This window comes from Terrabacter sp. Root85 (genome assembly GCF_001429185.1).
GTDB lineage: Bacteria > Actinomycetota > Actinomycetes > Actinomycetales > Dermatophilaceae > Terrabacter.
Genome location: NZ_LMIW01000009.1, coordinates 407,582 through 433,490, shown reverse-complemented (window position 1 = coordinate 433,490; position 25,909 = coordinate 407,582). Strand labels below are relative to the sequence as shown.

20 protein-coding genes and 3 tRNA genes are annotated in these 25,909 nt (G+C 70.1%); 8 read left to right on the top strand and 15 right to left on the bottom strand.

Going from position 1 to position 25,909, the window contains the following annotated elements; all coding sequences use genetic code 11:
- The first annotated feature begins 45 nt into the window (after window positions 1–45).
- Together ASE25_RS14225 and xylB are read left to right on the top strand one after the other, a co-directional pair.
- Window positions 46–1,572 (top strand): mannitol dehydrogenase family protein, encoded by a 1,527-nt coding sequence (locus ASE25_RS14225; RefSeq protein WP_056826202.1) that lies wholly within the window; start codon window positions 46–48, stop codon window positions 1,570–1,572.
- On the top strand, window positions 1,545–2,990 hold the full coding sequence (xylB, locus tag ASE25_RS14220) for a xylulokinase (protein ID WP_056826200.1): 1,446 nt from the start codon (window positions 1,545–1,547) through the stop codon (window positions 2,988–2,990). The genes ASE25_RS14225 and xylB overlap by 28 nt, the downstream gene beginning before the upstream one ends.
- Window positions 2,991–3,111: 121 nt before the next feature.
- Here the strand turns inward: xylB and ASE25_RS14215 are convergent, their stop codons facing one another.
- From ASE25_RS14215 to ASE25_RS14175, 9 genes are all read right to left on the bottom strand, one after another.
- Window positions 3,112–3,495, bottom strand: a complete 384-nt coding sequence (locus tag ASE25_RS14215; protein ID WP_056826198.1) for an SHOCT domain-containing protein — start codon at window positions 3,493–3,495, stop codon at window positions 3,112–3,114.
- 109 nt (window positions 3,496–3,604) lie between these two features.
- Window positions 3,605–4,315, bottom strand: a complete 711-nt coding sequence (locus ASE25_RS14210; protein WP_056826196.1) for a flavodoxin family protein — start codon at window positions 4,313–4,315, stop codon at window positions 3,605–3,607.
- 114 nt (window positions 4,316–4,429) lie between these two features.
- Window positions 4,430–5,227: a DUF4328 domain-containing protein gene (locus ASE25_RS14205; protein ID WP_056826194.1), complete on the bottom strand. Its 798-nt coding sequence runs from the start codon at window positions 5,225–5,227 to the stop codon at window positions 4,430–4,432.
- Window positions 5,228–5,345: 118 nt separating this feature from the next.
- The gene (argS, locus tag ASE25_RS14200) at window positions 5,346–7,106 is read right to left on the bottom strand and encodes an arginine--tRNA ligase (protein WP_056826192.1); all 1,761 of its coding nucleotides are present in this window, start codon (window positions 7,104–7,106) and stop codon (window positions 5,346–5,348) included.
- Between the two features lie 191 nt (window positions 7,107–7,297).
- The gene (locus ASE25_RS14195) at window positions 7,298–8,134 is read right to left on the bottom strand and encodes a hypothetical protein (protein ID WP_157623437.1); all 837 of its coding nucleotides are present in this window, start codon (window positions 8,132–8,134) and stop codon (window positions 7,298–7,300) included.
- A gap of 127 nt (window positions 8,135–8,261) precedes the next feature.
- Window positions 8,262–9,161 carry a hypothetical protein gene (locus ASE25_RS14190; protein WP_056826189.1) on the bottom strand — a complete coding sequence of 300 codons (900 nt, stop codon included), beginning with the start codon at window positions 9,159–9,161 and terminating at the stop codon, window positions 8,262–8,264.
- Window positions 9,162–9,431: 270 nt separating this feature from the next.
- Complete coding sequence (locus tag ASE25_RS14185; protein ID WP_056826187.1) at window positions 9,432–11,075, bottom strand: AMP-binding protein; 1,644 nt, start codon at window positions 11,073–11,075, stop codon at window positions 9,432–9,434.
- A gap of 133 nt (window positions 11,076–11,208) precedes the next feature.
- A complete protein-coding gene (locus ASE25_RS14180; RefSeq protein WP_056775249.1) occupies window positions 11,209–12,057 on the bottom strand; it encodes an alpha/beta fold hydrolase in 849 nt (282 codons plus the stop codon).
- A 224-nt stretch (window positions 12,058–12,281) separates the two neighbouring features.
- A tRNA-Arg gene (locus ASE25_RS14175) sits at window positions 12,282–12,354 on the bottom strand.
- Window positions 12,355–12,796: 442 nt separating this feature from the next.
- On the opposite strand from ASE25_RS14175, the gene ASE25_RS14170 reads away from it, so the two are divergent.
- Together ASE25_RS14170 and ASE25_RS14165 are read left to right on the top strand one after the other, a co-directional pair.
- Window positions 12,797–14,641: a phosphoenolpyruvate carboxykinase (GTP) gene (locus tag ASE25_RS14170; RefSeq protein WP_056774247.1), complete on the top strand. Its 1,845-nt coding sequence runs from the start codon at window positions 12,797–12,799 to the stop codon at window positions 14,639–14,641.
- Window positions 14,642–14,843: 202 nt separating this feature from the next.
- Window positions 14,844–15,377: a DUF6328 family protein gene (locus ASE25_RS14165; protein ID WP_056826300.1), complete on the top strand. Its 534-nt coding sequence runs from the start codon at window positions 14,844–14,846 to the stop codon at window positions 15,375–15,377.
- Between the two features lie 206 nt (window positions 15,378–15,583).
- On the opposite strand, the gene ASE25_RS14160 is transcribed toward ASE25_RS14165, so the two are convergent.
- Window positions 15,584–15,670: transfer RNA gene (locus ASE25_RS14160), tRNA-Ser, on the bottom strand.
- Window positions 15,671–15,861: 191 nt separating this feature from the next.
- Between ASE25_RS14160 and ASE25_RS14155 the strand changes: the two genes are divergently transcribed.
- Window positions 15,862–17,388, top strand: coding sequence for an LCP family protein (locus ASE25_RS14155; RefSeq protein ID WP_056826185.1), 1,527 nt, complete (start codon window positions 15,862–15,864; stop codon window positions 17,386–17,388).
- A gap of 103 nt (window positions 17,389–17,491) precedes the next feature.
- On the opposite strand, the gene ASE25_RS14150 is transcribed toward ASE25_RS14155, so the two are convergent.
- The 5 genes from ASE25_RS14150 to cysK form a co-directional block, all read right to left on the bottom strand.
- Complete coding sequence (locus ASE25_RS14150; protein ID WP_013491183.1) at window positions 17,492–17,695, bottom strand: cold-shock protein; 204 nt, start codon at window positions 17,693–17,695, stop codon at window positions 17,492–17,494.
- A 228-nt stretch (window positions 17,696–17,923) separates the two neighbouring features.
- Window positions 17,924–18,859, bottom strand: coding sequence for a dihydropteroate synthase (gene folP / locus ASE25_RS14145; RefSeq protein ID WP_056826288.1), 936 nt, complete (start codon window positions 18,857–18,859; stop codon window positions 17,924–17,926).
- Window positions 18,860–19,611: 752 nt separating this feature from the next.
- Window positions 19,612–19,702, bottom strand: a tRNA-Ser gene (locus tag ASE25_RS14140).
- A 167-nt stretch (window positions 19,703–19,869) separates the two neighbouring features.
- Window positions 19,870–20,619, bottom strand: coding sequence for a serine O-acetyltransferase (gene cysE, locus ASE25_RS14135; RefSeq protein ID WP_056826183.1), 750 nt, complete (start codon window positions 20,617–20,619; stop codon window positions 19,870–19,872).
- A 49-nt stretch (window positions 20,620–20,668) separates the two neighbouring features.
- Window positions 20,669–21,598, bottom strand: a complete 930-nt coding sequence (gene cysK / locus ASE25_RS14130; RefSeq protein ID WP_056774255.1) for a cysteine synthase A — start codon at window positions 21,596–21,598, stop codon at window positions 20,669–20,671.
- A 268-nt stretch (window positions 21,599–21,866) separates the two neighbouring features.
- On the opposite strand from cysK, the gene ASE25_RS14125 reads away from it, so the two are divergent.
- The 3 genes from ASE25_RS14125 to ASE25_RS14115 all read left to right on the top strand — a co-directional run bounded on the left by ASE25_RS14125 (window position 21,867) and on the right by ASE25_RS14115 (window position 25,907).
- Window positions 21,867–24,203, top strand: a complete 2,337-nt coding sequence (locus ASE25_RS14125; RefSeq protein WP_056774257.1) for a (Fe-S)-binding protein — start codon at window positions 21,867–21,869, stop codon at window positions 24,201–24,203.
- Between the two features lie 171 nt (window positions 24,204–24,374).
- On the top strand, window positions 24,375–25,094 hold the full coding sequence (locus ASE25_RS14120; RefSeq protein ID WP_056826181.1) for a hypothetical protein: 720 nt from the start codon (window positions 24,375–24,377) through the stop codon (window positions 25,092–25,094).
- Window positions 25,095–25,103: 9 nt separating this feature from the next.
- Window positions 25,104–25,907 carry a hypothetical protein gene (locus ASE25_RS14115; RefSeq protein WP_020143878.1) on the top strand — a complete coding sequence of 268 codons (804 nt, stop codon included), beginning with the start codon at window positions 25,104–25,106 and terminating at the stop codon, window positions 25,905–25,907.
- The last annotated feature ends 2 nt before the right edge of the window (window positions 25,908–25,909 follow it).

The following is a 25,909-nucleotide window of genomic DNA, read 5'->3' as shown; positions in this document are numbered from 1 at the left end:
CCGCCGCCGACGACATCCCTTTCCTCCGAGAGGACCCAGACGACCATGACCACCACGCCCGCCACCTCGCCCCCGCGGCCCACGACTCTCGCGAGCGCGACGCTCGACGCACTCCCCGCCGCGGTGGGCCGACCCACCTACGACCGGACGGCCGTCACCGCGAGCATCGTCCACTTCGGCGTCGGCGGCTTCCACCGTGCCCACGAGGCGATGTATGTCGACCGGCTCATGGAGCTGGGCGTCCCCGGAGCCCTGGACTGGGGCATCTGCGGCGTCGGGGCCCTCCCCCACGACCGGCGCATCGTCGACACCCTCACGGCGCAGGACGGCCTCTACACCCTCGTCGTCAAGCACCCGGACGGCCACCGGGAGCCGCGCGTCGTCGGGAGCCTCGTCGAGCTCGTGTTCGCACCGGACGACCCGCAAGCCGTCGTCGACCGGCTGGCCCACCCCCGGACGCGGATCGTGTCGCTGACCATCACCGAGGGTGGCTACCTCGTCAACCAGGTCACGGGCGAGTTCGACGCCGCCGACCCGGCGATCCGGGCGGACCTCGAGGACGGCGCCGTCCCGCGCACCGTCTTCGGCTACGTCGTCGCGGGTCTCGCGGCCCGCCGCGACGCGGGGCAGGAGCCCTTCACCGTCATGTCGTGCGACAACCTGCCGGGGAACGGTGACGTCGCGCGGACGATGATGACGGCATACGCCCGCCTCAAGGACCCCGCGCTCGCGGACTGGATGGACGAGCACGTCTCCTTCCCCAACGGCATGGTCGACCGCATCACACCCGTCACGGTGCAGGACGACATCGACCGCCTCGTCGAGGAGTTCGGGGTCGAGGACGGGTGGCCCGTCGTGTGCGAGCCGTTCACGCAGTGGGTCCTCGAGGACCACTTCACCCAGGGGCGTCCTCCCCTCGAAGCGGCCGGCGTGCAGCTCGTCGAGGACGTCGTGCCCTACGAGCTGATGAAGCTTCGCCTGCTCAACGCGAGCCACCAGGCCCTCTGCTACCTCGGCTACCTGTCCGGCTACCGCTACGCCCACGAGGTCTGCCAGGACCCCCTCTTCGTCGACTTCCTGCTCGGCTACATGGAGCACGAGGGCAGTCCGACGCTCCCCGACGTGCCAGGGGTCGACCTCGACGCCTACCGGCACGAGCTCATCGCGCGCTTCGCCAACCCGGAGGTGCGTGACACGCTGGCACGCCTCTGCGCCGAGAGCTCGGACCGCATCCCGAAATGGCTCGTCCCCGTCATCAGGCGCAACCTCGAGACGGGCGGGCAGATCGACAGCTCCGCGCTCGTCGTCGCCTCGTGGGCGCGCTACGCGGAGGGCGTCGACGAGCAGGGCGAGCCGATCGAGGTCGTCGACCGCGTCAAGGACCGGGTCATGGCCGCAGCCGCGCAGCAGGGCACCGACCCGCTCGCCTTCCTCCGCGACCGGGACCTCTTCGGCGACCTCGTCGACGACGAGCGGTTCACCTCGGTGTTCACGCGAGCCCTGTCGGCCTTGCACACCAAGGGCGCTCGGGAGACCCTGCAGTCATGGACCGGGCGGAGCAGCACGACGTGACCGATGGACGCACCCTCGTGGCGGGGGTCGACAGCTCGACCCAGTCGACGAAGATCGTCGTCTGCGACGCCGAGACGGGGCAGGTCGTGCGCACGGCCCGGGCCCCTCATCCCGACGGCACCGAGGTGCACCCGGACCGGTGGTGGGAGGCCTACGAGCACGCGTGCGGCGACGGCGTCCTCGACGGGGTGACCGCCATCGCCGTCGGTGGCCAGCAGCACGGCATGGTGACGCTCGACGAGGACGACACCGTCGTGCGGGACGCCCTGCTGTGGAACGACACCCGCAGCGCGGGGGCAGCCCGCGACCTCACGACCGAGCTCGGCGGCGTCAGTGCGTGGGTCGACGCCGTCGGCCTCGTCCCCGTCGCGAGCTTTACGGTCACGAAGCTGCGATGGCTCGCAGAGCACGAGCCCGACCACGCTGCACGGGTGGCCAGGGTGGTCCTCCCCCACGACTGGCTCACCGGCCGGATCCTCCAACAGGGCAACGGTTTCGAGCGCTGGAGCACGGACCGCGGGGACGCGTCCGGCACGGGCTACTGGTCGGCCGCCGACGGTGACTACCGGCTCGACCTGCTCGACCGGGCGTTCGGCCGGACCCTCGAGGTCCCCGAGGTGCTCTCTCCCGCCCAGGCTGCCGGCCGCACGGCCGACGGCCTGCTCGTCGCCGCCGGCACGGGCGACAACATGGGTGCCGCTCTCGGCCTGACTCTCCACCCCGGTGACGTCGTCGTCTCGCTCGGCACGAGCGGCACCGTCTTCACGCCGCACGGCTCGGCGATCCGCGACGAGACCGGTGCCATCGCCGGCTTCGCCGATGCGACCGGTCACCACCTCCCGCTCATGTGCACCCTCAATGCGGCCCGCGTGCTGACCGCGGCCGCATCGATGCTCGGTGTGGACCTCGCAGAGCTCGACCGTCTTGCGCTGCAGGCGATCCCGGGCGCGGGTGGCCTGACCCTCCTGCCCTACCTCGACGGCGAGCGCACCCCTGACCTCCCCGAGTCGACCGGCACTCTGAGCGGACTCACCCGCACGAACGCGGCACCCGAGAACCTCGCCCGGGCCGCGGTCGAGGGGATGCTGTGCAACCTCGTCGCGGGGGTCGACGCCCTGCGCGACCACGACGTCGAGGTCGGACGCATCCTGCTCATCGGCGGAGCGGCCGCGTCACGTGCCGTCCGCGAGATCGCGCCGGGCCTCTTCCGCGCCCCGGTCGTCGTGCCGGCACCAGCCGAGTACGTCGGCGTCGGCGCCGCGCGCCAAGCCGCGTGGGCCCTTTCGGGAGAGGCGGACCCACCGACGTGGGCCCTCGCGATCGACTCGGAGTATGCCGTCCCGAGGAGTGACGAGCAGGCGCACGCCGACGTCGTGGCGCGCTACCAGGACCTCGTGTCCCGTACCCACCGGGTCTGAGCCACCAGCGCTCGGGACGCGAGCGGCATACGCCCTCATGCCTCGCGGAGGCTCGGCGCGACGGCCGAGCCTTCGGGGGGCGCCTACGGGTGGTGCCGTGACAGGACGGCGAACCCAGCCGTCAGGCGAGGGCCTTCGCCTTGAGGGCAGCGAACTCATCGGCGGAGATGGTGCCCGCGTCGAGCAGCTCCTTCGCCTTCGCGATCTGCTCCGGTGCCGAGGTGCTCGAGGCCCCAGCGACGGAACGGACGTAGTCCTCCTGCGCCTGGCGGGCCTCAGCGTACTTCTGCGTCGAACGCTCGTTCATGCCGCGGCCGCGGACGATGAGGTAGACGATCGCGGTGATGAAGGTGAAGAAGACGAGGCACACGACCCACAGCGCCTTCATCCCGCCGGAGACCTGGGGGTCGCGGAACAGGTCGGCCACGATCGAGAACAGCACCAGGAGGTAGGTCGCGAACGCGAAGAAGATGACGATGAACCAGACGATGTCCCAGAACGACATGGGGCGACCTTTCTCGGAGGGCAGCACGGAAGCGGTGCTCACCCCCATGGTCGTGACGCGCGGCCACCCTCGGCATCATCCACACGGGGTGACCGCGCGGCCCGGCGCCTCAGCGGTACTCAGGGTTGTGCCAGCCGAAGTGCTCGCCGGCGTTCCAGGCCGACCGCAGGTTGCCGTAGGCCGGCACGCCCCCCGCGTCGTGGAGCATCCTCGCGAGGTGCATGAGGTTCCACGTCATGAAGGTCGTGTTGCGGTTGGTGAAGTCGTTCTCTGGGCCACCGCTGCCGGGGTCGAGATAGCTCGGCCCCGGACCGGCCTCGCCGATCCAGCCGGCGTCGGCGTTGGGCGGGATCGTGTAGCCGACGTGCTGGAGGCTGTAGAGCACGTTCTGGGCGCAGTGCTTGATCCCGTCCTCGTTGCCGGTGATGAGGCAGCCGGCGACCCTGCCGTAGAAGAGGTACTGCCCCTGGTCGTTGAGCATCCCGCTCAACGAGTAGATGCGCTCGATGAAGCGCTTCGTGACGCTCGAGTTGTCCCCGAGCCAGATGGGGCCGGCGACGACGAGGATCTGGCTGTCGAGGATGCCGGGGTACAGGTCGGGCCACGCGTCGCTCTCCCAGCCGTGCTCGCGCATGTCGGGGTAGACGCCCGTGGCGACGTCGTGGTCGACGAGGCGGATCTCGTCGACGGTGACCCCGTGCTCGCGCATGATGGAGACGCTCGCGTCGACGAGCCCCTGAGTGTGGCTCGGCTCGGGGCTCTTCTTCAGCGTGCAGTTGACGTAGGTGGCCTTGAGGCCGGTGAAGTCCCAGTCGGTCATGGAGTCGACTGTCCTCCGACGCGGCCCGCCGCCGCAATGGCCCGGATGTGACGAGGTGCTGACGTCCTCGCGGTCGTCAGCACCTCGTCGGTCACGTCTCAGGACGTCGGGTGGTCAGCGACGCGTGAAGCCCATGACCTTGCGGATGAGCAGGATGCCGACGACGCCGCCGGCGGCCCCGAAGACGCCGCCGAGGGCCTCGTACGTCAGGCCCGTCTGCAGCGTGGAGACGAGGGAGTCGAGGGAGTCGGGCTGCTCGATCCCTCGCTGCGCGGCGCGGCCGAGCATCGCGAGGACGAGGTTGACGGCGAGCACGACCCAGAGGGCGATGATCAGCGGCGGGGTCGTCGACGGACGATCGTGGCGGGTGCGCGGGTTCGCGTGCTCGGTACCCCAGAGGACGTCGCGCAGGGCCAGTGGGCCCAGGACGACGTTGGCGAAGGGGATGAACCAGCCGCCGATGGCCATGCCGGCGCCACGCGTGTAGAGCGCGTGGTCGGACCGGTCGGAGGTCCAGACCCGGTGGAGCCAGACGAGCATGACGATGCCGGCCAGCCCGGCGAGGGCGAGGATCGGCAGGTAGAGGGCATCGGCGCTCTCGGCCTCGCTGACGACGGCGTCGAAGTCACCGTCGCTGAGCAGCCCCTTGATCCGGATGTCGAACCAGGCCAGGTAGAGGTTGGCGACGGCCGCGACCGCGAAGAGGGTCTGCGCGATGATGGCGAGCACGGCGGTGGACTGCTTCCACGGGCGCACCTTGACGGTCTTGGAGTTGGCGGTCAGGCCCGGCTCGGCGGTCGGCGCCGGCTGGGCCGGTCCGGTCGGCGCGGGCAGGTGGCCCTGCGGGGCGGTCGGGACGGGCGGCGCCGCGGCCGGGACCGGGGGTTCGTGAGGTGCAGCGGGTTGGGTCATGAGTGTTCTCCCCTGTCGATGAACGTGTGCGCCCGAAAACTACAGCAGCAGGCGCGCGGACAGGAGCGAAGAACGGGCGACCGCCGCGACCGGGCCGACACCGACCCGCCCTCGAAGGTCACATCTGCTCGGGGGACTCCAGTCCGAGCAGGTCGAGACCGGTCGTCATGACCCGGAAGACGAGCGCGCACAACGTCAGTCGCGACTCCTTGACCTCGTCGAGCTCGGCCTTGAGCACGGGACAGTTCTCGTAGAACGCCGAGAACGCCTGCGCCAGCTCGAAGAGGTAGCCGGCGAGCCGGTGCGGCTCGTAGGTGTCGCCGACCTCGGCGACGACGTCACCGAAACCGAGCAGGTGCGTCGCGAGGGCACGCTCGTGCGGCTCGCCGAGCAGGATCGGCGCGTGCTGGGCGGCCGGATCGAGCCCGATCTGACGGAAGATCGACCGGACGCGGGCGACGACGTACTGGAGGTAGGGCCCGGTGTTGCCGGTGAGCGCGACCATGCGGTCGAGGTCGAAGACGTACTCGCTGTCGTGCGCGACGGACAGGTCGGCGTACTTCACGGCGCCGATGCCGATCTGCCGGGCGATGGTGGCGCGCACGGTCTCGTCGAGGTCGGGCCGCGTGCCGTCGATGACGGTCCGGGCCTTGTCGACGGCTTCGTCGAGCAGGGCCATGAGCCGCAGCGGCTTGCCGGAGCGGGTCTTGAGGATCTTGCGGTCGTCGCCGAGCACGTTGCCGATCTGGACGTGGACGGGCACGACGTCGTCGGGCAGCCAGCCGGCCTTGCGCGCGGTGTCCCACACCATGTTGAGGTGCAGGGCCTGCGGGGCGCCGATGACGTAGAGCACCCGGTGCGCCTTGAGGTCCTCGACGCGGTGCTTGATCGTCGCGAGGTCGGTCGTGCCGTAGTTGTAGCCGCCGTCGCTCTTGCGGATGATGAGCGGCACCGGCTTGCCCTCACGGCCGGTGTAGCCGTCGAGGAAGACGCACAGGGCGCCGTCCGAGACGGTCGCGATGCCCTTGGCCTCGAGCTCGGCACAGAGGTCGGCGAGCACCTCGTTGTAGGTGGACTCGCCGGCGAGGTCGTCGTCGGTGAGCGTGATGCCGAGCGTCGAGTAGATCTTGTTGAAGTAGATCTTCGACAGGTCGACGAGCTCACGCCACAGGGCGAGGGTCTCGGGGTCGCCGGCCTGCAGGCTCACGACGCGCGTGCGGGCCCGGACGTTGAAGTCGCCCTCGCTGCCGGCCGGCTCGGCCTTGTCGGCGCGGTCGAACTTGACCCGGGCCGCCTGGTAGAAGGCGTTGGGGTCGGTGACGAGGAGGTCGGCCTCCTCGGAGTCTCGACCGACATCGAGCAGGTGCTCGATGAGCATGCCGAAGGGCGTGCCCCAGTCACCGATGTGGTTCTGCCGGATGACGTGGTGGCCGAGGTGCTCGAGGGTGCGGGCCAGGGAGTCGCCGACGACGGTCGTGCGCAGGTGCCCGACGTGCATCTCCTTGGCGACGTTGGGTGCGGAGTAGTCGATCGGGATGTTCTGCGTCGCCTGCAGCGCGACACCGCCCCGCTCGTCGGCCTCGACGTCCTGCAGCAGTCCGGCGATCCACGAGCTCGAGAAGGTGAGGTTGATGAAGCCGGGACCGCTCACCTCGACGGAGTCGCACACACCGTCGAGGTCGAGGGCGTCGACGATCCTGGCCGCGACCTCGCGCGGCGGCATCCCGACCTTCTTGGCCAGGGCGAGCGCTGCGTTGACCTGCACGTCGGCGAACTGCGACGGACGCAGCACCGGGTCGGCCTCGCGGAAGTCGTCACCGAGGGCGGCGGCGATCGCGGACTGGACCTTGGGCGTGAGCGCGACGAGCGGGGAAACCATGCCGGCAAGTCTATTTGCGCCGACCGGGTGCCCGCGCCACCGTTTCGGACCGGCCCACCGAGGGCGTATGCCGTGTCGCCCGGACCCTGCCCGAGCGCGGGCCGAGCGTGGTGGCCCCGCGGAGAGGTCCCGGGCACGAGCGTGGCCGCGTGCACACCGTTGTGCACGCGGCCACTGTCGTCAGGGAACGGTCACTCCCCGTCGCGGTGGAAGCCCGCGCGCCGGGCCGCCTCCTCGCTGTAGAACCACACGTCGGGCTCGACGTCGTCGTAGCCGGCGTCGTCGGGGCCGACGAAGGTCGTGCCGTCGCGCCGGCCCTTGACGGCGTGACCGAGCGGCTGCGCCCCGTCCGCGATGGGTGCGGCCGAGCCCAGGCCGAACCCGCCGTCGGCGACCTCGTCGAACCCGGAGATGCGTCGCCCGGAGACCGCCGTCTCCTCGGCAGAGTCCGTGTCATCGGCAGTGTCATCGGCCGTGTCGTCCGCCGAGTCATCCGTGGCGTCGGAGGTCTCCGCGTCAGTGGTCCTCGTGTCGGCGTCGGTCACGGCGGTGTCGTCGTCCGTGCGGGCCTCGGCCGCGTCCTGGTCGGACTCGTGCGCCGGCTCCGCCAGCTCCTCATCGGCCTCGCTTGCATGCGAGTGCGGCGCCATGTCGACGTCGAAGCCGTCGTCGAAGCCGTCGTCGACGGTGTCGTCGTCGAGGTCGGTGCCCTCCTCTGGACCTCGTTCGCCCGGTGTCGTCGCCCATGGCTGGCCGCGGTGGTCGCCGGGGTCGTCGGCCGGGGTGCCGCCACCGGTCACGACCTCGTCGCGATCGTCGAGCGCGGGCACCTCGACGGACTCCGTGTCCGCCTCGGCCTGCGCCGGGTCGCTCTGCGGCGTCGGGTTCTCCGAGGCGGTCTCGTCGGCGGCCCGGTCTGCGGGCTCATCGTCGGCGTGCTCGTCGTGGACGGGCTGCTCGTCGTGGACGGGCTGCTCGTCGTGGTCGTGGTCGTCGTCGCTCGACGCCAGCGCGCCAGCAGCAGCCACGCCTCCGGCGGCGGCCCCCACCTGCGGGGCCTCGTCCCGCGCGTCAGCACCCGCGTCGGCACCAGCATCGGCAACCGCGTCCGCATCCGTCGTGGACCAGTCGTGACYGCCCGACTCCYCTGCGGCGTCAGCACCCGCGTCGGCACCACCATCGGCACCCGCATCCGCATCCGTGGCGGACCAGTCGTGACTGCCCGGCACCCGCATCCGCATCCGTGGCGGACCAGTCGTGACTGCCCGACTCCTCTGCGGCGTCAGCACCCGCGTCGGCACCACCATCGGCACCCGCGTCGGCGTCGGTCGACGACGCTGCCGCCGTCGCTCCGCCGGTGACCTCGGGCTCGTCGGTGACCTCGGGCTCGTCGGTGGCGTAGGAGGACTGCTCCTCGTCGGCGCGCAGGTCCGCCTCGCTGGCGAGGTCCGTGCGCTGCGAGGCCGACTCGTCGTCCGTGGCGGACGCGCTGGGCGCGAAGGGGTTCTCGGCGTCCGCGAGGTCGTCCTCGTCGTCGTCGTGCGCGAACGCCGCGGCCCCGACCGCTGCCGCACCGGCAGCACCCGCCGCACCGGCGGCGAGCCCGGCACCGCGCGGCGGCTCCTGACCCGGCAGGCGCTTCCCGGCGTCGTCGACGCGGTAGCCCTCGTCGTCGGTGGCGACGTCGGGGTCGACGCGGTCGGCCTCACGCTCGAGACCTGCGTGCTCGACGCGGGCGGACTCGGCGGAGGTGCGGTGCGCCTCGGCCTGCTCCTCGAGCCGCCGCGCCTCCGCAGCGACTCGCTCGGCCTCGGCGGCCTTGCGCTCGGCCTCGGCGCGGGCATCAGCAGCCATCGCGGCCGTCACCGACGCGCGGTCCTCGGTGTCCTGCACCTCGGGCAGGCGCTCCTCGACCTTGGCTCGCAGCTCGCCGGCCTCGAAGCGGCGTGCCTCGACCTCGCGACGCCGCCCTGCCGAGACGAACAACCAGATGATCACTGCAATGACGACGATCGCCACCACGATCCACAGAATCGTCTTGCCTGTGTCGGACATGCCATCCCCTTACGGATTACGGGCCCTCACGACCACTTCCCCCGAAACCTACTGCGCTGGGGGACCTCTGCGGCACCCAGCGCGCCGACGTCGTCGTGCACGTACCCCGAACCGTGGGCACGACCGCCCGGTTCGCACCCCGACGAGCGCGCGTATGCCGTCCGGCCAGCCGGACGGCATACGTCATCGGTGCTCGGGTGCAGCCCCGCACGCTGCTCGTGCGCGCGAATCCCGTTGCTCCGCGGCCCCACTCGGGTCCGCCCGAGGTGCTCAGCCGAGTCCGAGCTTCTTCGCCGTGGTCTCGCGCATCTCGACCTTGCGAATCTTGCCCGTCACGGTCATCGGGAACTCGTCGACGATCTCGACGTAGCGCGGGATCTTGTAGTGGGCGAGCTGACCGGTGCAGAACTCGCGCAGCGACTCGGCGGTCAGCGGGGTGGCGCCCTCCTTCATCCGCACCCAGGCGCACAGCTCCTCGCCGTACTTCTCGTCCGGGACGCCGATGACCTGTGCGTCGAGGATGTCCGGGTGCGTGTAGAGGAACTCCTCGATCTCGCGGGGGTAGACGTTCTCGCCACCGCGGATGACCATGTCCTTGATGCGTCCGGTGATCTCGACGTAGCCGTCGTCGTGCATCACCCCGATGTCGCCCGTGTGCATCCACCCGTCCTCGATGGCCTCCGCCGTCTTGTCGGGCTGCTCCCAGTAGCCGAGCATCACCGAGTAGCCCTTCGTCAGGAACTCGCCGGCCTTCCCCCGGGGCAGCGTCTCGCCGGTCACCGGGTCGACGATCTTGATCTCGAGGTGCGGGCCGACCCGACCGACCGTGCCGACCTTCTGCTCGAACGTGTCGTTCGTGCGGTTCTGGGTCGACACCGGCGACGTCTCGGTCATCCCGTAGCAGATCGTCATCTCCTCGATGCCGGCCGCGATGAGCTGCTTCATCAGCTCTGCGGGACAGGGGGATCCGGCCATGATGCCGGTGCGCACGGTGGACAGGTCGTAGTCGGCGAAGGAGGGAAGGTTCCACTCGGCGATGAACATCGTCGGCACGCCGTAGAGCGAGGTGACCTTCTCGTCCTGGGTGGCCTTGAGGGTCAGCGCGGGGTCGAAGCCGGGCGCCGGGATCACCATGCAGGCACCGTGCGTCGTGCAGGCGAGGTTGCCCATGACCATGCCGAAGCAGTGGTAGAAGGGCACCGGGATGCAGACGCGGTCGGCCTCGGTGTAGTCGCACAGCTCGCCGACGAAGTAGCCGTTGTTGAGGATGTTGCGATGGCTCAGGGTCGCGCCCTTCGGGAACCCCGTGGTGCCCGAGGTGTACTGGATGTTGATCGGGTCGGTGTTCGAGAGTCCCGCCTGGACGCGCGCGAGCTCCTCCGGGGCGACCTCGTCGGCACGGGCGACGAGCTCGGCCCAGTCGGACGTCCCGATGTAGACGACGCGCTCGAGGCCGTCGACCTCGTCGCGCACCTCGTCGACCATCTGCCGGTAGTTGCTCGACTTGAAGGACTCCGCCGCCACGAGGGTCGAGATGCCGGCCTGCCCGAGGACGTACTGCAGCTCGTGGGACCGGTAGGCCGGGTTGATGTTGACGAGGATGGCGCCGATCTTGGCCGTCGCGTACTGCACGAGCGTCCACTCGGAGCAGTTCGGCGCCCAGATGCCGACCCGATCGCCCGTGCCGACGCCGACGGCGAGCAGCGCGCGGGCCAGCCGGTCCACGTCGGCCCGCAGCTCGGCATACGTCCACCGGCGGCCCTGGGTGACGTCGACGAGGGCGTCACGCTCGCCGAACCGCTCGGCCGTGGCGTCGAAGCTGTCGCCGATCGTCGTCTCGAGCAGCGGGGTGTCCGTCTCGCCGCGGGTGTGCGAGAGGTTCGGGTCGAGCGTGACGGGCGGTGCGGCGGTCATCGGTGGCCTCCCGGCGTGCGGCGGTGAACGGTCTCACCACACCCAACCCCGGCACGACCCGGCGCACAAGGGAAAGCGCGCGAGGTGGAGCGAACTCACATGGTGCGCCGGGTGGACGTGCCCGTCGGCGACCTCACGCGTCGGCGGCCGGAGGCGCGTGCACTCCCCGGTGGATCTCGTAGGCCCGGGCGTCACCGGGCGAGTCCGGGTCGTCCCGGATCGGTCGGTCCGACATGAAGAGCCGCGTCACGTTGGCCAGCTCGCCGGGGTGGCTGAAGTTGATGGCGTGCGCGGCGCCGTGGATGACGACGAGGATCACGTGGCTGTCGGTCTGCCCGGCGACCTCCTTGATCCGCGGGGGCGCGGGCATGAGCGGGTCGGCGCTCCCGACCACGACGAGCGTCGGGATGTCGAGCGCGAGGAGGCGGTCGAGCGCCGGGTAGCGGGTCAGGGCCCGGAACATCCGCACGGTGCTCGGCACCCCGAACCGCAGGTAGTCGGGCACGGCCACCGGGATGAGGCCGAACGGCTCGCGTATGCCGTCGCGCGCGAGCTGCTGCACGGCCCGGCGCAACGGCTGGTTGTGAAGGCCACCCGCCGGCGCGACGAGCACGGCCCGCTCGAGACGCTCCGGGTAGAGGTGGGCGAACTCGCAGATGACGGCGCAGCCCATCGAGTTGCCGACGAGGGTCACCCGCTCGACACCTCGGTCGTCGAGGAACGCCGCTGCCGCGTGGGCGAGCTCGGGCACGTCGAGAGGCTCGCGCGGCCGACCGCTGCGACCGAAGCCGGGCAGGTCCGGGACGAGGGTGCGGAACTCTCCCGCGAGCCGCTCCGCCGTCGGCAGCAGGTAGCGACCGGAGAGACCGAAGCCGTGCAGGTGCATCATCGGTGCGGCGCCCGGCGGCCCGGGCGACTCGCGGTAGAAGAGCTTGACCCCGTCGATCACCGTCCATCGCTCGGCGAGCGCCGGCGCGGCCACGGTCAGGCCTCGCCGAGCAGGGGCGAGCGTCGCCGCGTCCAGGACCGCGAGGATCGGACGGATGCCGGTACTGATGGGTGAGTCGACACCGGACCAGAGTCCGCCCCCGGCACGCGTGCCGCGTCACCCCCACAGGATGAACGCGGACGGCCGAGGCAACCGGACAGCACGACGCCCCGGCCGGGAGACCCGGTCGGGGCGTGGTGTTCTGTCTCAACACAGAGTGCACCCGTAGGGATTCGAACCCCAAACCTTCTGATCCGTAGTCAGATGCTCTATCCGTTGAGCTACGGGTGCGTCGTTCCGTCACTCGGAGGAACGAAAAGTTACCTTAGCGCCTCGGGTCCGCATCCACGAAATCGGCCCCGGCCCGAGCCTGACGACCCCGCCCGGCACCCCACGAGCAGCGGCCCGCGGACGCCGCCTCACGGCATACGCGGTCGGCCCGAGAAGGGGCCACGATCACCCGATGCCCGGTACCGGCGAGTACTGAAATTCCTGCAAGAAACCGACAACAGATCGTCGTTTTTCTTGCGGGCCCGAGCCCATGTGAGGCGTCTCACCGCCCCGGCGCCCGCATGCGGTCAACGGCGTCCACGACGGCGCGTACCTTGAAGTCATCACGTCATCTGTTCAGCATGTGGACACCTGCAGCCCGATCCGGGCTCGTCCAGGATCCACCTGCGGAGCAGCTTCACACCGGCACGACGTGGTGCCGGGCGGCACCGCGCGCGAAGGGATGGGCCCCGAGTTGACCACGACCCACGAGAAACAGACACACACGACGCACGCGGGTCTTGCCGCGTGGGTCGAGCAGGTCGCCGAGCTGACGCAGCCGCGCGACATCCGCTGGATCACCGGCTCCCCCGAGGAGTGGACCGAGCTGACCGACCACCTCGTCGAGGCCGGCACCTTCGTCCGGCTCGACGAGAGCAAGAAGCCGAACTCCTTCTACTGCGCCTCCGACCCCAGTGACGTCGCGCGCGTCGAGGGGCAGACCTACATCTGCTCCGTCGACGAGAAGGACTCCGGGCCCACCAACAACTGGATGGCGCCCGACGAGATGAAGGCTCGGATGACCGAGCTGTACCGCGGCAGCATGGCGGGCCGCACGATGTACGTCATCCCGTTCGTCATGGGTCACCTCGAGGCCAAGGTCCCGATGTTCGGCGTCGAGATCACCGACTCTGCCTACGTCGTCGTCTCCATGCTCGTCATGGCCCGCTGCGGCGACAAGGTGCTCCACAAGATCGAGGAGACGAACGCCGACTACGTGCCGGCGCTCCACTCGGTCGGTGCCCCGCTCGCCGAGGGCCAGGCCGACGTCGCGTGGCCGTGCTCCGACACGAAGTACATCGTCCACTTCCCCGAGGAGCGCACGATCTGGAGCTACGGCTCCGGCTACGGCGGCAACGCCCTGCTCGGCAAGAAGTGCTACTCGCTGCGCATCGCCTCGGCCATCGCCCGCGACGAGGGCTGGATGGCCGAGCACATGCTCATCCTCAAGCTCACCTCGCCCAAGGGGTCCGTCCACTACATCGCGGCGGCCTTCCCGTCCGCCTGTGGCAAGACGAACCTCGCGATGATCACGCCCACCATCCCCGGCTGGAAGGCCGAGATGGTCGGCGACGACATCGCCTGGATGCGCTTCGGTGAGGACGGCCGCCTCTACGCCGTGAACCCGGAGTTCGGGCTCTTCGGCGTCGCCCCCGGCACGGGCGAGTCGACCAACCCCAACGCGATGGCCACCATCGAGAAGGGCAACTCGGTCTTCACCAACGTCGCCCTGACCGACGACGGCGACGTGTGGTGGGAGGGCATGACCGACGAGCCGCCGGCACACCTCACCGACTGGCACGGCAACAGCTGGACGCCCGAGGACGGCAAGGCGGGGACGCTCTCGAGCCACCCGAACAGCCGCTTCTGCACGCCGGCCTCGCAGTGCCCGATGATCGCCCCGGAGTACGACAACCCCGACGGCGTGCCGATCGACGCGATCCTCTTCGGCGGCCGCCGCAAGACGACCGTGCCCCTCGTCTACGAGTCGCGCGACTGGCAGCACGGCACGTTCATCGGCGCCACGCTCTCATCGGAGACCACCGCCGCCGCGACCGGCGCCGTGGGCGTCGTGCGCCGCGACCCGATGGCGATGCTGCCCTTCATCGGCTACCACGCGGGCGACTACATGAACCACTGGCTCGAGATCGGCAAGAGCGCGGACGCCTCCAAGCTCCCCCGCATCTTCGGCGTCAACTGGTTCCGTCGCGACGAGGAGGACGGCTCCTTCCTCTGGCCCGGGTTCGGCGAGAACAGCCGTGTCCTCAAGTGGGTCATCGAGCGCCTCGACGGCGACGCCGATGCCGTGGAGACCCCGATCGGGTTCGTGCCGACCGAGGGCGCCATCGACATCGACGGGCTCGACATGACGCCCGAGCAGGTCGCCAAGGCCATCCGGGTCGACGCGGCCGACTGGGAGAAGGAGCTGCCCCTCATCCAGGAGTGGTTCGACAAGTTCGGCGAGCAGCTCCCCGCGGAGCTGTGGGCCGAGTTCGACGCCCTCAAGGCCCGCGTCAGCGAGCGCTGAGAGGTCGGTCCACCGCCTGCTGGCCGGCGGGCGGCGGACGACGTGATGCAGGGCCCGGCACCTCACGGTGCCGGGCCCTCCGTCATGCCACGGGTCCGTGGCGTCGTCGACCCGCCCGGCACCCGAGGTCGTATGCCGTGTCGCCGGGGCAGGCGGCATACCCCCCTGTCGTCGGGTGCCCGTCGTGGGGTACACGTGGGCCATGAGCAACTCACACCCCTACACCCGCGACGAGACCGAGGCCGAGCGGCTCGATCGCAACTTCGGCGAGCAGCTGCAGGAGCTGCGCATCGCCCAGGCCGGCGTCCAGATCCTCTTCGCCTTCCTGCTGACCATCCCGTTCCAGCAGCGCTTCACGATCTTGAGCGACCTGCAGCGCGACATCTACGTCGCGACCCTCATGGCCGCCGCCGTCAGCGTCATCGTCTTCACGGCGCCGGTCGCGCTGCACCGCACGCTCTTCCGCGACGGGCTCAAGGACTTCATCGTCACCTACACCGACCGGCTGATGAGCGTGGGGCTGCTCACGCTCGGGCTCGGCATCATCGGCGGGGTGGTGCTCGTGCTCGACGTGCTGATGTCGCACACCGCCGCGTTCTGGTTCGGCGGCGCGCTGGGCGTGCTGGGGCTGGCGCTGTGGGTCGGGGTGCCCTTGTCGAAGAAGGGCAGCGCCCGCCAGAACCTCGAGGGCGACGACGACGCGAATGCGGACGGCGCCCACTCCTCCCCCGCCTGAACCGTCGAGAGGCCACCGTTTGCGGGTCCCCAACTGTTGAGGGGCCAATGTTTGCGGTCCTGTCCGGGGCGGAGGCGGCGGGAGCCGTCGCGTTGGTCGTGGCTCGTTCCTCGCCGCGACCAGCCGCTCCTCCCAGCATCGCGCCGCCTCCGTGGAAGAACGCCGAATGCCCCCGAGCTCGCTCGGGGGCATTCGGCGTTCTGGCGCGGAGGCGGCGGGATTTGAACCCGCGAGAGGTTTTATCCTCAACCCGCTTAGCAGGCGGGCGCACTAGGCCACTATGCGACGCCTCCGTGCCCGCGACGAGGCCGCCGAGGCGGCGTCAGATGCACGGGCGAGCACAGGCTACCGGCACCGGTGCGGCCGACCCAAACCGGGGGTGGACGCGTCCAGGCGCCTTACCCAACTCGATGCGGCATATATCAGGTTGGCAGGGCACAATGTGCATCGGCTCGTGCGCACGGGCCGATGCAGAGAGGACTCCATGACCTACCCGAACACGCGAGGTCCGGCTGCGCCCCCGACCCGTGAGGCGCTGCGACGCGAGCTCAAGTCAGGCTTCCGTCGCGCCGTCGGGCTCACGGCCCTCGGCACCGTCGTCCCCGGAGCAGGCCTGACCCAGACCCGTAGCCGCAAGTTCGGATGGCTACTGCTCGCTCTCGCGATCGTCAGCCTCGGCGTCGGCGCGTCCTACGTGATGCGCACCGGCGTGACGAACGCCGCCCTGTCGATCGTCGCGCGCCCCACGGTGCTGCAGACGCTCGCCGTCGCCTTCGTCATCGGCGGCATCCTCTGGTGCGGCTCGATCATCCTCACTGCCGTGCAGTCGCGCCCCACGAGGCTCGACCGTGCCCGTACGCGCCTGCTCGCCGGCTTCACCACCCTGATGGTCTTCGTCGTCGCCGGCTCGTCGTTCAAGTTCGCCGAGTACGCCACGATCACGCAGAGCACCGTGGCGCAGGTCTTCGGCAAGACCCCCACGACCCCCGGAGCCGGAGCCCAGGTCTCCGAGGGCGAGGACCCCTGGGCCGAGCAGGCCCGCGTCAACATCCTGCTGCTCGGCTCCGACGCCGGCGCCGACCGGGTCGGCATCCGCACCGACTCGATGATCCTCGCGAGCATCGACACCAAGACCGGACGCACCGCGCTCATCTCCATGCCGCGCAACCTGCTCAACGCGCCACTGGCGCCGAAGAGTCCGCTGCGCGCCATCTACCCCTCCGGCACGTTCGGCTCGCCCGACAGCTCCTGTGACCAGGGCCCCGGCCAGTGCATGCTGACCAACCTCTACGTCGACGCCGAGAACTACGCCAAGGCCCACCCGGGCGCCTACCCCTCGGGTGACCAGCCCGGGCGCGTCGAGCTGCGTGGGACCGTCCAGGAGATCACCGGACTCGAGGTCGACCAGATGGTCGTCATCGACCTCAAGGGCTTCTCGCGCCTCATCGACGCCATGGGTGGACTCGACATCAACGTCAAGCTGAGCGGCTACGGCACCAAGCTGACCATCGGCGGCGAGCACGCCCCCGACGGCAGCGTCTTCGGCGTCAAGGGCTACTTCGAACCCGGCCGCCAGCACCTCGATGGCTACCACTCCCTCTGGTACGCCCGCTCGCGCGCCGCCGACAGCGACACGTTCCGCCAGATGCGCCAGCGCTGCGTCGTCCAGGCGATCGTCCAGCAGGTCAACCCGGCCCAGATGGTCTCGAAGTACCCCGAGGTCGCGAGCATCCTCAAGGACAACATCTACACCGACATCCCGGTGCAGAACCTCCCGGCCTTCGTCGAGCTCGTCGAGCGTGTGCAGAAGTCGAAGATCAACAGCGTGGCCCTGACGCAGAAGCAGAAGGTCTACTCCAACGACCCCGACTACGCGCTCATCCGCGAGCTGATCCAGAAGGGCATCGCGCCGCCGAAGGCGACGCCCAAGCCCTCCTCGACGTCGACGAGCACGCCGACGAAGACGAAGACCCCGACCTCGTCGAGCACCGACTCCTACGAGACCTGCTGACCCGCAGGCCCGCCGACCCACAACAAAGCCCCCGGCCGATGGCCGGGGGCTTTGTCACAAACGACTGAGGTTGGTGTCGCTCGTTGCTGTTGCTCTCGAGTGATCAGAGCGGGCGAACTGCGTCGGCCTGCGGGCCCTTGGGACCCTGCGTGACCTCGAACTCGACTCGCTGCGCCTCGTCCAGCGAACGGTAACCGTTCGACTGAATGGCCGAGTAGTGGACGAAAACGTCGGGGCCGCCGCCGTCCTGGGCGATGAAGCCGAAGCCCTTTTCAGCGTTGAACCACTTGACGGTGCCCTGTGCCATACGGGTAACTCTTCCTTCTTTAGCGTGTGGGACAACGCACCTCGCGCATCCCAAGCTGCCGCTTTGACTCCACTCGACGGGCGCGAACCCACCGAAGCCGAAAGGAAACCCGTCACCGTTGCGGATGACGGGCACCTGCTCGACTGCGAGGAACTGCAACTGCAACCGCGACGAACCTAGCAGAATACCGGCCGGTCGGCCCGTCGGATGACACTCGTTTTTGGGCGTTCAGGAACCGTTCGTCGCGACGTCACGTCGGGTGCCTCGCAGCGCGAGCCGCGGGGGTCGGTCGCCGCGGATCGTCGCGACCATGTCGAGGACGCGCCGGGTCGCCCGGACGTCGTGCGCGCGGAACACCGTGGCCCCCAGCCAGGCCGCCACCGCGGTCGCCGCGAGCGACCCCTCGAGCCGCTCCTCGGCCGGCAGGTCGAGGGACTCCCCGACGAAGTCCTTGCGCGACATCGCCTGCAGCACAGGGTAGTTCAGGGCAGTGATGTCGGCCGTGTGCCTCAGGACCTCGAGCGAGTGCGCCGTGGTCTTGCCGAAGTCGAGCGTGGGGTCGACGAGGATGCGTTCACGAGGTATGCCGGCCTGCTCGGCCGCCAGGGCGCCGTCGGCCAGGGTGCGCACGACGTCCCGCACGACGTCGAGCGGGTCGTCGCCGTAGGTGACGTCGACCGGATCGGTCCGGGGCGGAAGGCCGCCGGTATGTGAGATGACGTAGCCGGCACCGATGCCCGACGCGACGTGGACGAGCTCGGGGTCGTGTCCGGCCCACGTGTCGTTGACGAGGTCCACGACCCCGGCCGCCTCACGGGCCACCTCCGACCTCCACGTGTCGAGGCTCAGCAGGACGTCCGGGTGCTCGGCCCGCGCCCACTGCAGGAACGGGACGACGCGCCGGATCTCCTCGTCGGCGTCGACGACCTCGCCCTCCTGACCGGCGCGCACGCCACCGACGTCGACGAGGTCCGCGCCGAGCTCGACGGCCTCGACGAGGGCCGCCTTGGCGGACTCGAGGTCGGCGTGGCGGTTGCCGCTGAAGAAGGAGTCACGGGTCCGGTTGACGATCGCCATGACGGCGGGCGAGGCAGCGTCGAAGCGGCGTCCCCGCAGGTCGAGAGGGCTCGCCGACGGGAGCTCGAGAGGGGCCAGCCGGCTCAGGATCTCGGCGGTGTCGGGCGCGGGATCCGAGCCGGAATGTCTGGTCACACTGTCGTATCTCACGGCTCCACCCAAAGGTCAACGCCGGTCGGGAGCATGGTTGCGGAACTGTTACCATTGTCGAGCAGACATCGCCCACGGCCCGGCCACGCTCCCGGCCGGGTCGCGGGTGGTCCGCCGGTCCTGATCGTCCCGCAATGACGGTCGACCAACCGGGCCCGCGACGACGCGTCGGCGGGCCCAGTCACCAAGGAAACTGAATACAGAGATGTCGTACATCGTGTCGTTCTTCGCGGCCATGAACCGTCCGTCCACGTCGATGCCGGTCGGTCAGTACAACTCCAGCACGACGTTCGAGGAGAGGCTCGGCCTGCTCTGAGAGCGCGTGCAACCGCTGGGCTCACCGTCGAGGCCGGCGCATGAGAACAAAAGGGACTCCGGATCTCCGGAGGCCCTTTTTTCATGCCCGGATCCGGTCCGAGGCCAGGCCGGAAGAGTGGGGTCGTGAGGTCGCGCGTGTGATCGCGCACGAGGTCGTGCGTCTGCTGCGCCCTGGCGACACGAGCTGCGCGATCTCCCGCGCTGTCTGGGTGCACCCGTGGCCTGCGGCGTGGCGACGCGCTCCGGCCAGCGTGCGGAGGGCGTGGGACTCCGCGCTGGTACCGGGCTCGTTCCTCGCCCGGGCCCAGCGCTCCCCGTCATCTCACGCCTCCGCAAGCTGCTCCGAAGGCGCTCCGCGCCGACGGAGCAGTTGGCGGAGGGCGTGGGATTCGAACCCACGATGGGCTATGAACCCATAGCGGTTTTCAAGACCGCCGCACTCGGCCACTATGCGAGCCCTCCAGTGTCCGCGGAAGTCTAGCCGCGGGCGACCCAGCCGTCCGAATCATCCCGGCGCCGACCATGACGCGCCCGATGACACGCCTCATGATGCGGCGTCTGGTGTGGTCATCACCCCACCAGCGGCAGGACCATCCGCAGGACGATGACGGCGCTGCCGGAGCAGTGGGTCAGATGTACATCGCCGGGTCGAGCCACTGGTTGGTCGCGTCGCGCTTCGGGAACCGGATGACCGCCGGGATGCCGGTCGCGACCGCGCCGGAAGGGACGTCCTTGACGACGACCGAGTTGGCGCCGATCTGGACGTCGTCGCCGACGCGGATGGGCCCGAGCACGCGGGCACCGGCGCCGATGGTGACGCGGTCGCCGACCGTGGGGTGCCGCTTGACGTGTTCCATCGACCGGCCGCCCAGGGTGACCCCGTGGTAGATCATGACGTCGTCGCCGACCTCGGCGGTCTCGCCGATGACGACTCCCATGCCGTGGTCGATGAAGAACCGCCGGCCGAGCCGGGCCGCCGGGTGGATCTCGACGCCGGTGATCGAGCGCGTCACCGTCGCGAGGACCCGCGCCGGCAGCCGTCCGCCCGGGCGCTTCCACAGCTCGTGCAGGCCGCGGTGCGCCCAGATGGCGTGCAGCCCAGGAGAGGTCAGGACCATCTCGAGCCGGGAGTTGGCCGCGGGGTCGCGCTCGATCGCGCCGTCGACGTCCTCGCGGGCCCGGTCGGCGAGCTTGCGCACGAGGCCGAGCGGGCCGGCATACGACCGCCCGCCGGGGACGACGGCGGCTGCGTGGGAGGTCACAGTCGCCGCCGGCTCCCCGGCTGTCCCGACCACCTCGGCCGCGCCGTCACCGCGCACGAGCGTCAGCGGCTTCTCGGCCGGCCGGGGCTCGTGGTCGATCTGTGGTGCGGTGCTCATGCACGACTCCTTGGTGGCATTGCAGGTGGGGCGGGCGAACGAGGGGACGTCAGTCGACGAGGCCCTCGAAGAGGATCGTCGACAGGTAGCGCTCACCGAACGACGGGATGATGACGACGATCGTCTTGCCGGCGTTCTCGGGACGCTGGGCGACCTGGACGGCGGCAGCGATGGCGGCACCGGACGACAGGCCGACGAGCAGGCCCTCCTCGGTCGCGGCGCGGCGGGCCCACTTGACGGAGGTCTCGGCGTTGACGTCGATGACCTCGTCGTAGACCTCGGTGTCGAGGATCTCGGGGACGAAGTTGGCGCCGATGCCCTGGATCTTGTGCGGACCGGGCTGGCCGCCGTTGAGGATCGGGCTCTCCTCGGGCTCGACGGCGATGATCTGGACGCTCGGCTTGCGGGCCTTGAGCACCTGGCCGACGCCGGTGATGGTGCCGCCCGTGCCGATGCCGGCGACGACGATGTCGACCTCGCCGTCGGTGTCCTTCCAGATCTCCTCCGCGGTGGTCCTGCGGTGGATCTCGGGGTTGGCCTCGTTGGCGAACTGGCGGGCCAGCACGCCGCCGCGCTCGGCGACGATCTCGTCGGCCTTGGCGACCGCGCCCTTCATGCCGGTCGACGGGTCGGTGAGGACGAGCTCGGCGCCGAAGGCGCGCAGCAGCGCGCGGCGCTCCTTGCTCATCGACTCGGGCATCGTCAGCACGACCTTGTAGCCACGGGCGGCGCCGACCATGGCGAGCGCGATGCCGGTGTTGCCGGAGGTGGCCTCGACGATGGTGCCGCCGGGCTCGAGCTGCCCGCTCGCCTCGGCGGCGTCGATGATGGCGACGCCGATGCGGTCCTTGACGGAGTTGGCGGGGTTGTAGAACTCGAGCTTGGCGGCCACGGTCGCCTGCGCCCCGTCGGTGACCTTGTTGAGGCGCACGAGCGGCGTGTTGCCGATCAGCTTGGTCACGTCGTCGTAGATCGGCATTGCTGGAGCCCTTTCGGCTGGGTACGGCGGAACGGTCTGTCGCCTCGATTGTCTCCGACAACCGAGTTCTCGTTATGCATATTCCAACACGTCGTTATCGATTGCCAAGGCCGCGCCCATGATCCGGGCGCCGACACGACGCCGGGCCACCCGGCACACACCCCGAAGGGCGTATGCCGCCCGGCGCGGGACGAAGGGGACGAGCGTCACGCCGCGACGGCCGTCACAATCACTAAGCGCTTGCTCACGCGTCAGTAGACTCCCCGGCATGAGTGCGCTCCAGATCGTCGCCGTCGTCGTCTGCCTCGGCGTGACCGCCGTCGCCGTCGCCCTGCTCGTCAAGACGGTCAACCACTTCCTCGCGACCTTCCGCCTCGGCCAGCCCGAGGACCGCGGCGACGACAAGGGGGCCCGCACGCGCACGCTGCTGCGCGAGTTCCTCGGCCACACGCGCATGTCGCGCCTGCCGGTCGTCGCGATCGCGCACTGGTTCACGATGGTCAGCTTCGGCGTCCTCTTCTTCACCCTGCTCAACGCGTTCGGTCAGCTCTTCCAGCCGGAGTTCGTGCTGCCGCTCATCGGCCACTTCTTCCCCTACGAGTGGATCACCGACTTCTTCGCCTTCGCGGGCTTCCTCTCGATCCTCGTGCTCATGGCGATCCGCCAGAAGAACCACCCGCGCTCGGCCGCCGGTGAGGACGGTCGCCGCAGCCGCTTCTTCGGCTCCACGTGGTGGCAGGCCTACTACGTCGAGCTGACGATCCTCGGCGTCACCCTCTGCATCGGCCTGCTCCGCGCCCTCGAGTGGACCCTCGCGCGCAAGACCGGCACCGGCATGGACACCGCCCTCCACTTCCCGCTGACGGGCTGGATCGGCAACTTCTTCACCGGCCTGTCGGTCAGCGCCGTCGAGAACCTCATCGTCGTCATCGCCGCGGTCAAGATCCTCATCTCCTTCGCCTGGATGATCACCATCGCGCTCCAGCCGACGATGGGCGTCGCCTGGCACCGCTTCCTCGCGTTCTTCAACATCTTCTTCAAGCGCCACGCCGACGGCCGCACGAGCCTCGGCGAGCTCCAACCGATCCGCGTCGGCGGCGAGGTGCTCGACTTCGAGAACGTCGACGAGCTCGACGAGGACGCCGCGCTCGGCGTCGGCAAGGTCGAGGACTTCACGTGGAAGGGCCTGCTCGACTTCACGACGTGCACCGAGTGCGGTCGCTGCCAGAGCCAGTGCCCGGCATGGAACACCGACAAGCCCCTCTCCCCCAAGCTGCTCGTCATGACGCTGCGCGACCACGCGCACGCCAAGTCGCCCTGGCTGCTCGCCTCCGAGGAGGTCCGCGCGGGCGGCATCGAGTCGGCCGAGGGCTTCAGCGACGCCACGAAGGGCGCCGTCGCGACCGAGCAGCTCGTCGGCGAGACCGGCTACGACATCCGCCACCCGCTGACGGCCTACAACCCGCACGGTCCCGACGCCGTCATCGACGAAGACGTGCTCTGGTCGTGCACGACGTGCGGCGCCTGCGTCGAGCAGTGCCCCGTCGACATCGAGCACGTCGACGCCATCGTCGACATGCGCCGCTACAAGAACCTCATCGAGTCGGCCTTCCCGGCCGAGCTCAACGGCCTGTTCAAGAACCTCGAGAAGAACTCGAACCCCTGGGGCCTCGCACCGCGGCTGCGGATGGACTGGGCCAAGGACCTCCCCTTCGAGGTCAAGCAGGTCGGCCAGGACGTCGAGAGCCTCGACGAGGTCGACTACCTCTTCTGGGTCGGCTGCGCCGGCGCCTACGAGGACCGCGCCAAGAAGACGACCCGCGCGGTGGCCGAGCTGCTCGACACCGCCGGTGTCTCCTTCGCCGTGCTCGGCGACGGCGAGGCCTGCACGGGCGACTCGGCCCGCCGCGCCGGCAACGAGTTCCTCTTCCAGATGCTCGCCCAGCAGAACGTCGAGACCCTCAACGAGGTCGGCGCGACGAAGATCGTCGTCACCTGCGCGCACTGCTTCAACACCATCAAGAACGAGTACCCGCAGCTCGGCGGGCAGTACGAGGTGCTGCACCACACGCAGCTGCTCAACCGCCTCGTCCGCGAGAAGCGCCTGACGCCCGTCGCGCGCCCGGGTGACGCGGTCGCCACCGGAGCGGCGTCGACCGGCGCCAAGGTGACCTACCACGACCCCTGCTACCTCGGTCGGCACAACCAGGTCTACGCCCCGCCGCGCGAGCTGCTCCAGATCCTCCCCGGCGTGGAGTACGCCGAGATGGAGCGCAGCAAGGAGAAGTCCTTCTGCTGCGGCGCCGGTGGCGCGCGCATGTGGATGGAGGAGAAGCTCGGCACGCGGATCAACACCAACCGCACCGAGGAGGCTCTCGCGACGGGCGCCGAGCGCATCGCCGTCGGCTGCCCCTTCTGCAAGGTCATGCTCTCCGACGGCCTCAACGCCGCGATCCAGGACGGCAAGGCCACCGACGCCGTCGAGGTCGTCGACGTCGCCCAGATGCTCCTCGCCGCCGTGCGCCGCGGCGACGGCGGCGGTGAGCCCGACGAGGCGGAAACGCCTGAGCCCCAGCCGGACCCGGAGCCCGCACCGGTCGCCTGAGCGCGCCGGACGGCATACGCCCGCTTCCTGACGAAGGCCCCCTCCGCACCCGCGGAGGGGGCCTTGTGCGTATGCCGTCACGCGACGTCGGCGTGTATCAGCGGGTCGCGCCCGCCGCACTGACTCCCTGCAGCCGGCGCACCGCAGCCGGCCCGAGCACCGGGGGAACCCATGAGCCTGACCGACACCTCCGAGGTCTTCGTCTCCGCCGAGGAGTCAGCCCTCAACGACCTCGTGACGGCGCTGTGCACCGCCAGACCACACCTGCTGTCGTACGGGTCCCCGGCCTTCGTGCCGGTCTCGGACGTGGCCGACACGCAGATGCCGCCGATCCTCTTCCCCGGCACCGGGGGCATCCAGTGGCACGTGCGCTTCTCGGTGCCCCACCTCGACCTCTACGACGAGGACGCGCCCCTGCCGCCCCAGCTGAGCCTCGGCCCGGGGCAGTTCAGCGTGTCGACGAAGGTGCAGATCTGCGTCGACTGCCCGAAGGACCGGCACGATCCCAAGGACGACCCGCACGACCCGCACGGCGACCACGGTGGCGACCACCCGAACGAGCCGGACGACCCCCGCTGGGACGACAAGCCGGGCAAGGCCGAGAACCCCGTGTGCACGACCATCGAGCTGTATGCCGTCGGGCACCTCGCCGGGACGACGCTCGACGGGCAGCCCGCCCTCGGATTCGCCGTCGACGCCGTCGAGCTCGTCGACGTGATGCCGGACGACCTCGAGTCGGTGCTCGAGTGCCTCATCGGCCAGATGCTGCGCGCCGTCCTCACGGCGATCCGCGTCCCCGTCTCGGCGCTGCGCGTCGGCGCCTTCACCCTGACCCCGACGGTCGGCCCGCTCATCGACACCGACCGCGTGCTCGCCCGCGGCAACCTCTAGGAGACCCACATGTCCGAGATCATCGCCGCCATCGACGAGGGCGCGGCCAACGACTTCCTCGACACCGTCGTCGCCGGGCTCGGCCCGCAGTCGACGAGCGGCTCGTCCAGCCTCGGACCGTTCGCGGTCAGCTACTCCGTGAGCGGCACCCTGAGCAACGGCACCGTCGACCTCATCCCGCCGGGCACCATCCGGATCGCCGACCTGCGCCTCGACTGGAGCGCGAGCGCGACGCTGTCGCTCGACCTCGGCGACTTCCTCCCCGAGATCCACATCCCCCAGGTCTGCATCGACATCCCGTGCGTCGGGACGGTCTGCACCCCGCGGATCGACATCACGTGGCCCACCGTCTCGGTGCCCGTGTCGTTCGGCGACTTCGTGCGGGCCACCGTCGACCTCGGGCTGTCCGTGACGCTCGTCGGTGGCGTGTGGAAGGTCGAGGGCATCGTCCAAGGCGTGCCGAGCCTGGCCTTCGGCCCGGGGACCGCGGCGATCGTCGCCGGCATCGGGCTCGCTGTCGCGGCCGCCGTCGCCTGGGTGCCGCTCATCGGTCCCTTCCTCGCCGGGCTCGCCATCGCCGTCACCGCGGCCATCGGGATCGCCGGGCTCACTGGCTGGCTCGGCCCCATCATCACGCCGTTCATCTCGGGCACCCGCTTCCCGGTCTACGAGCAGCCCGAGTGGTTCGAGGTGTTGCCGGCGACGTCGGCGATCGACCCGGCCGTCTCGGTCCACATCGACGCCGTCGGCGCCGAGGTCCAGCACAACGCGCCCGAGGACGAGCTCGTCCTCAGCGCCGACATCAGCGCCTGAGG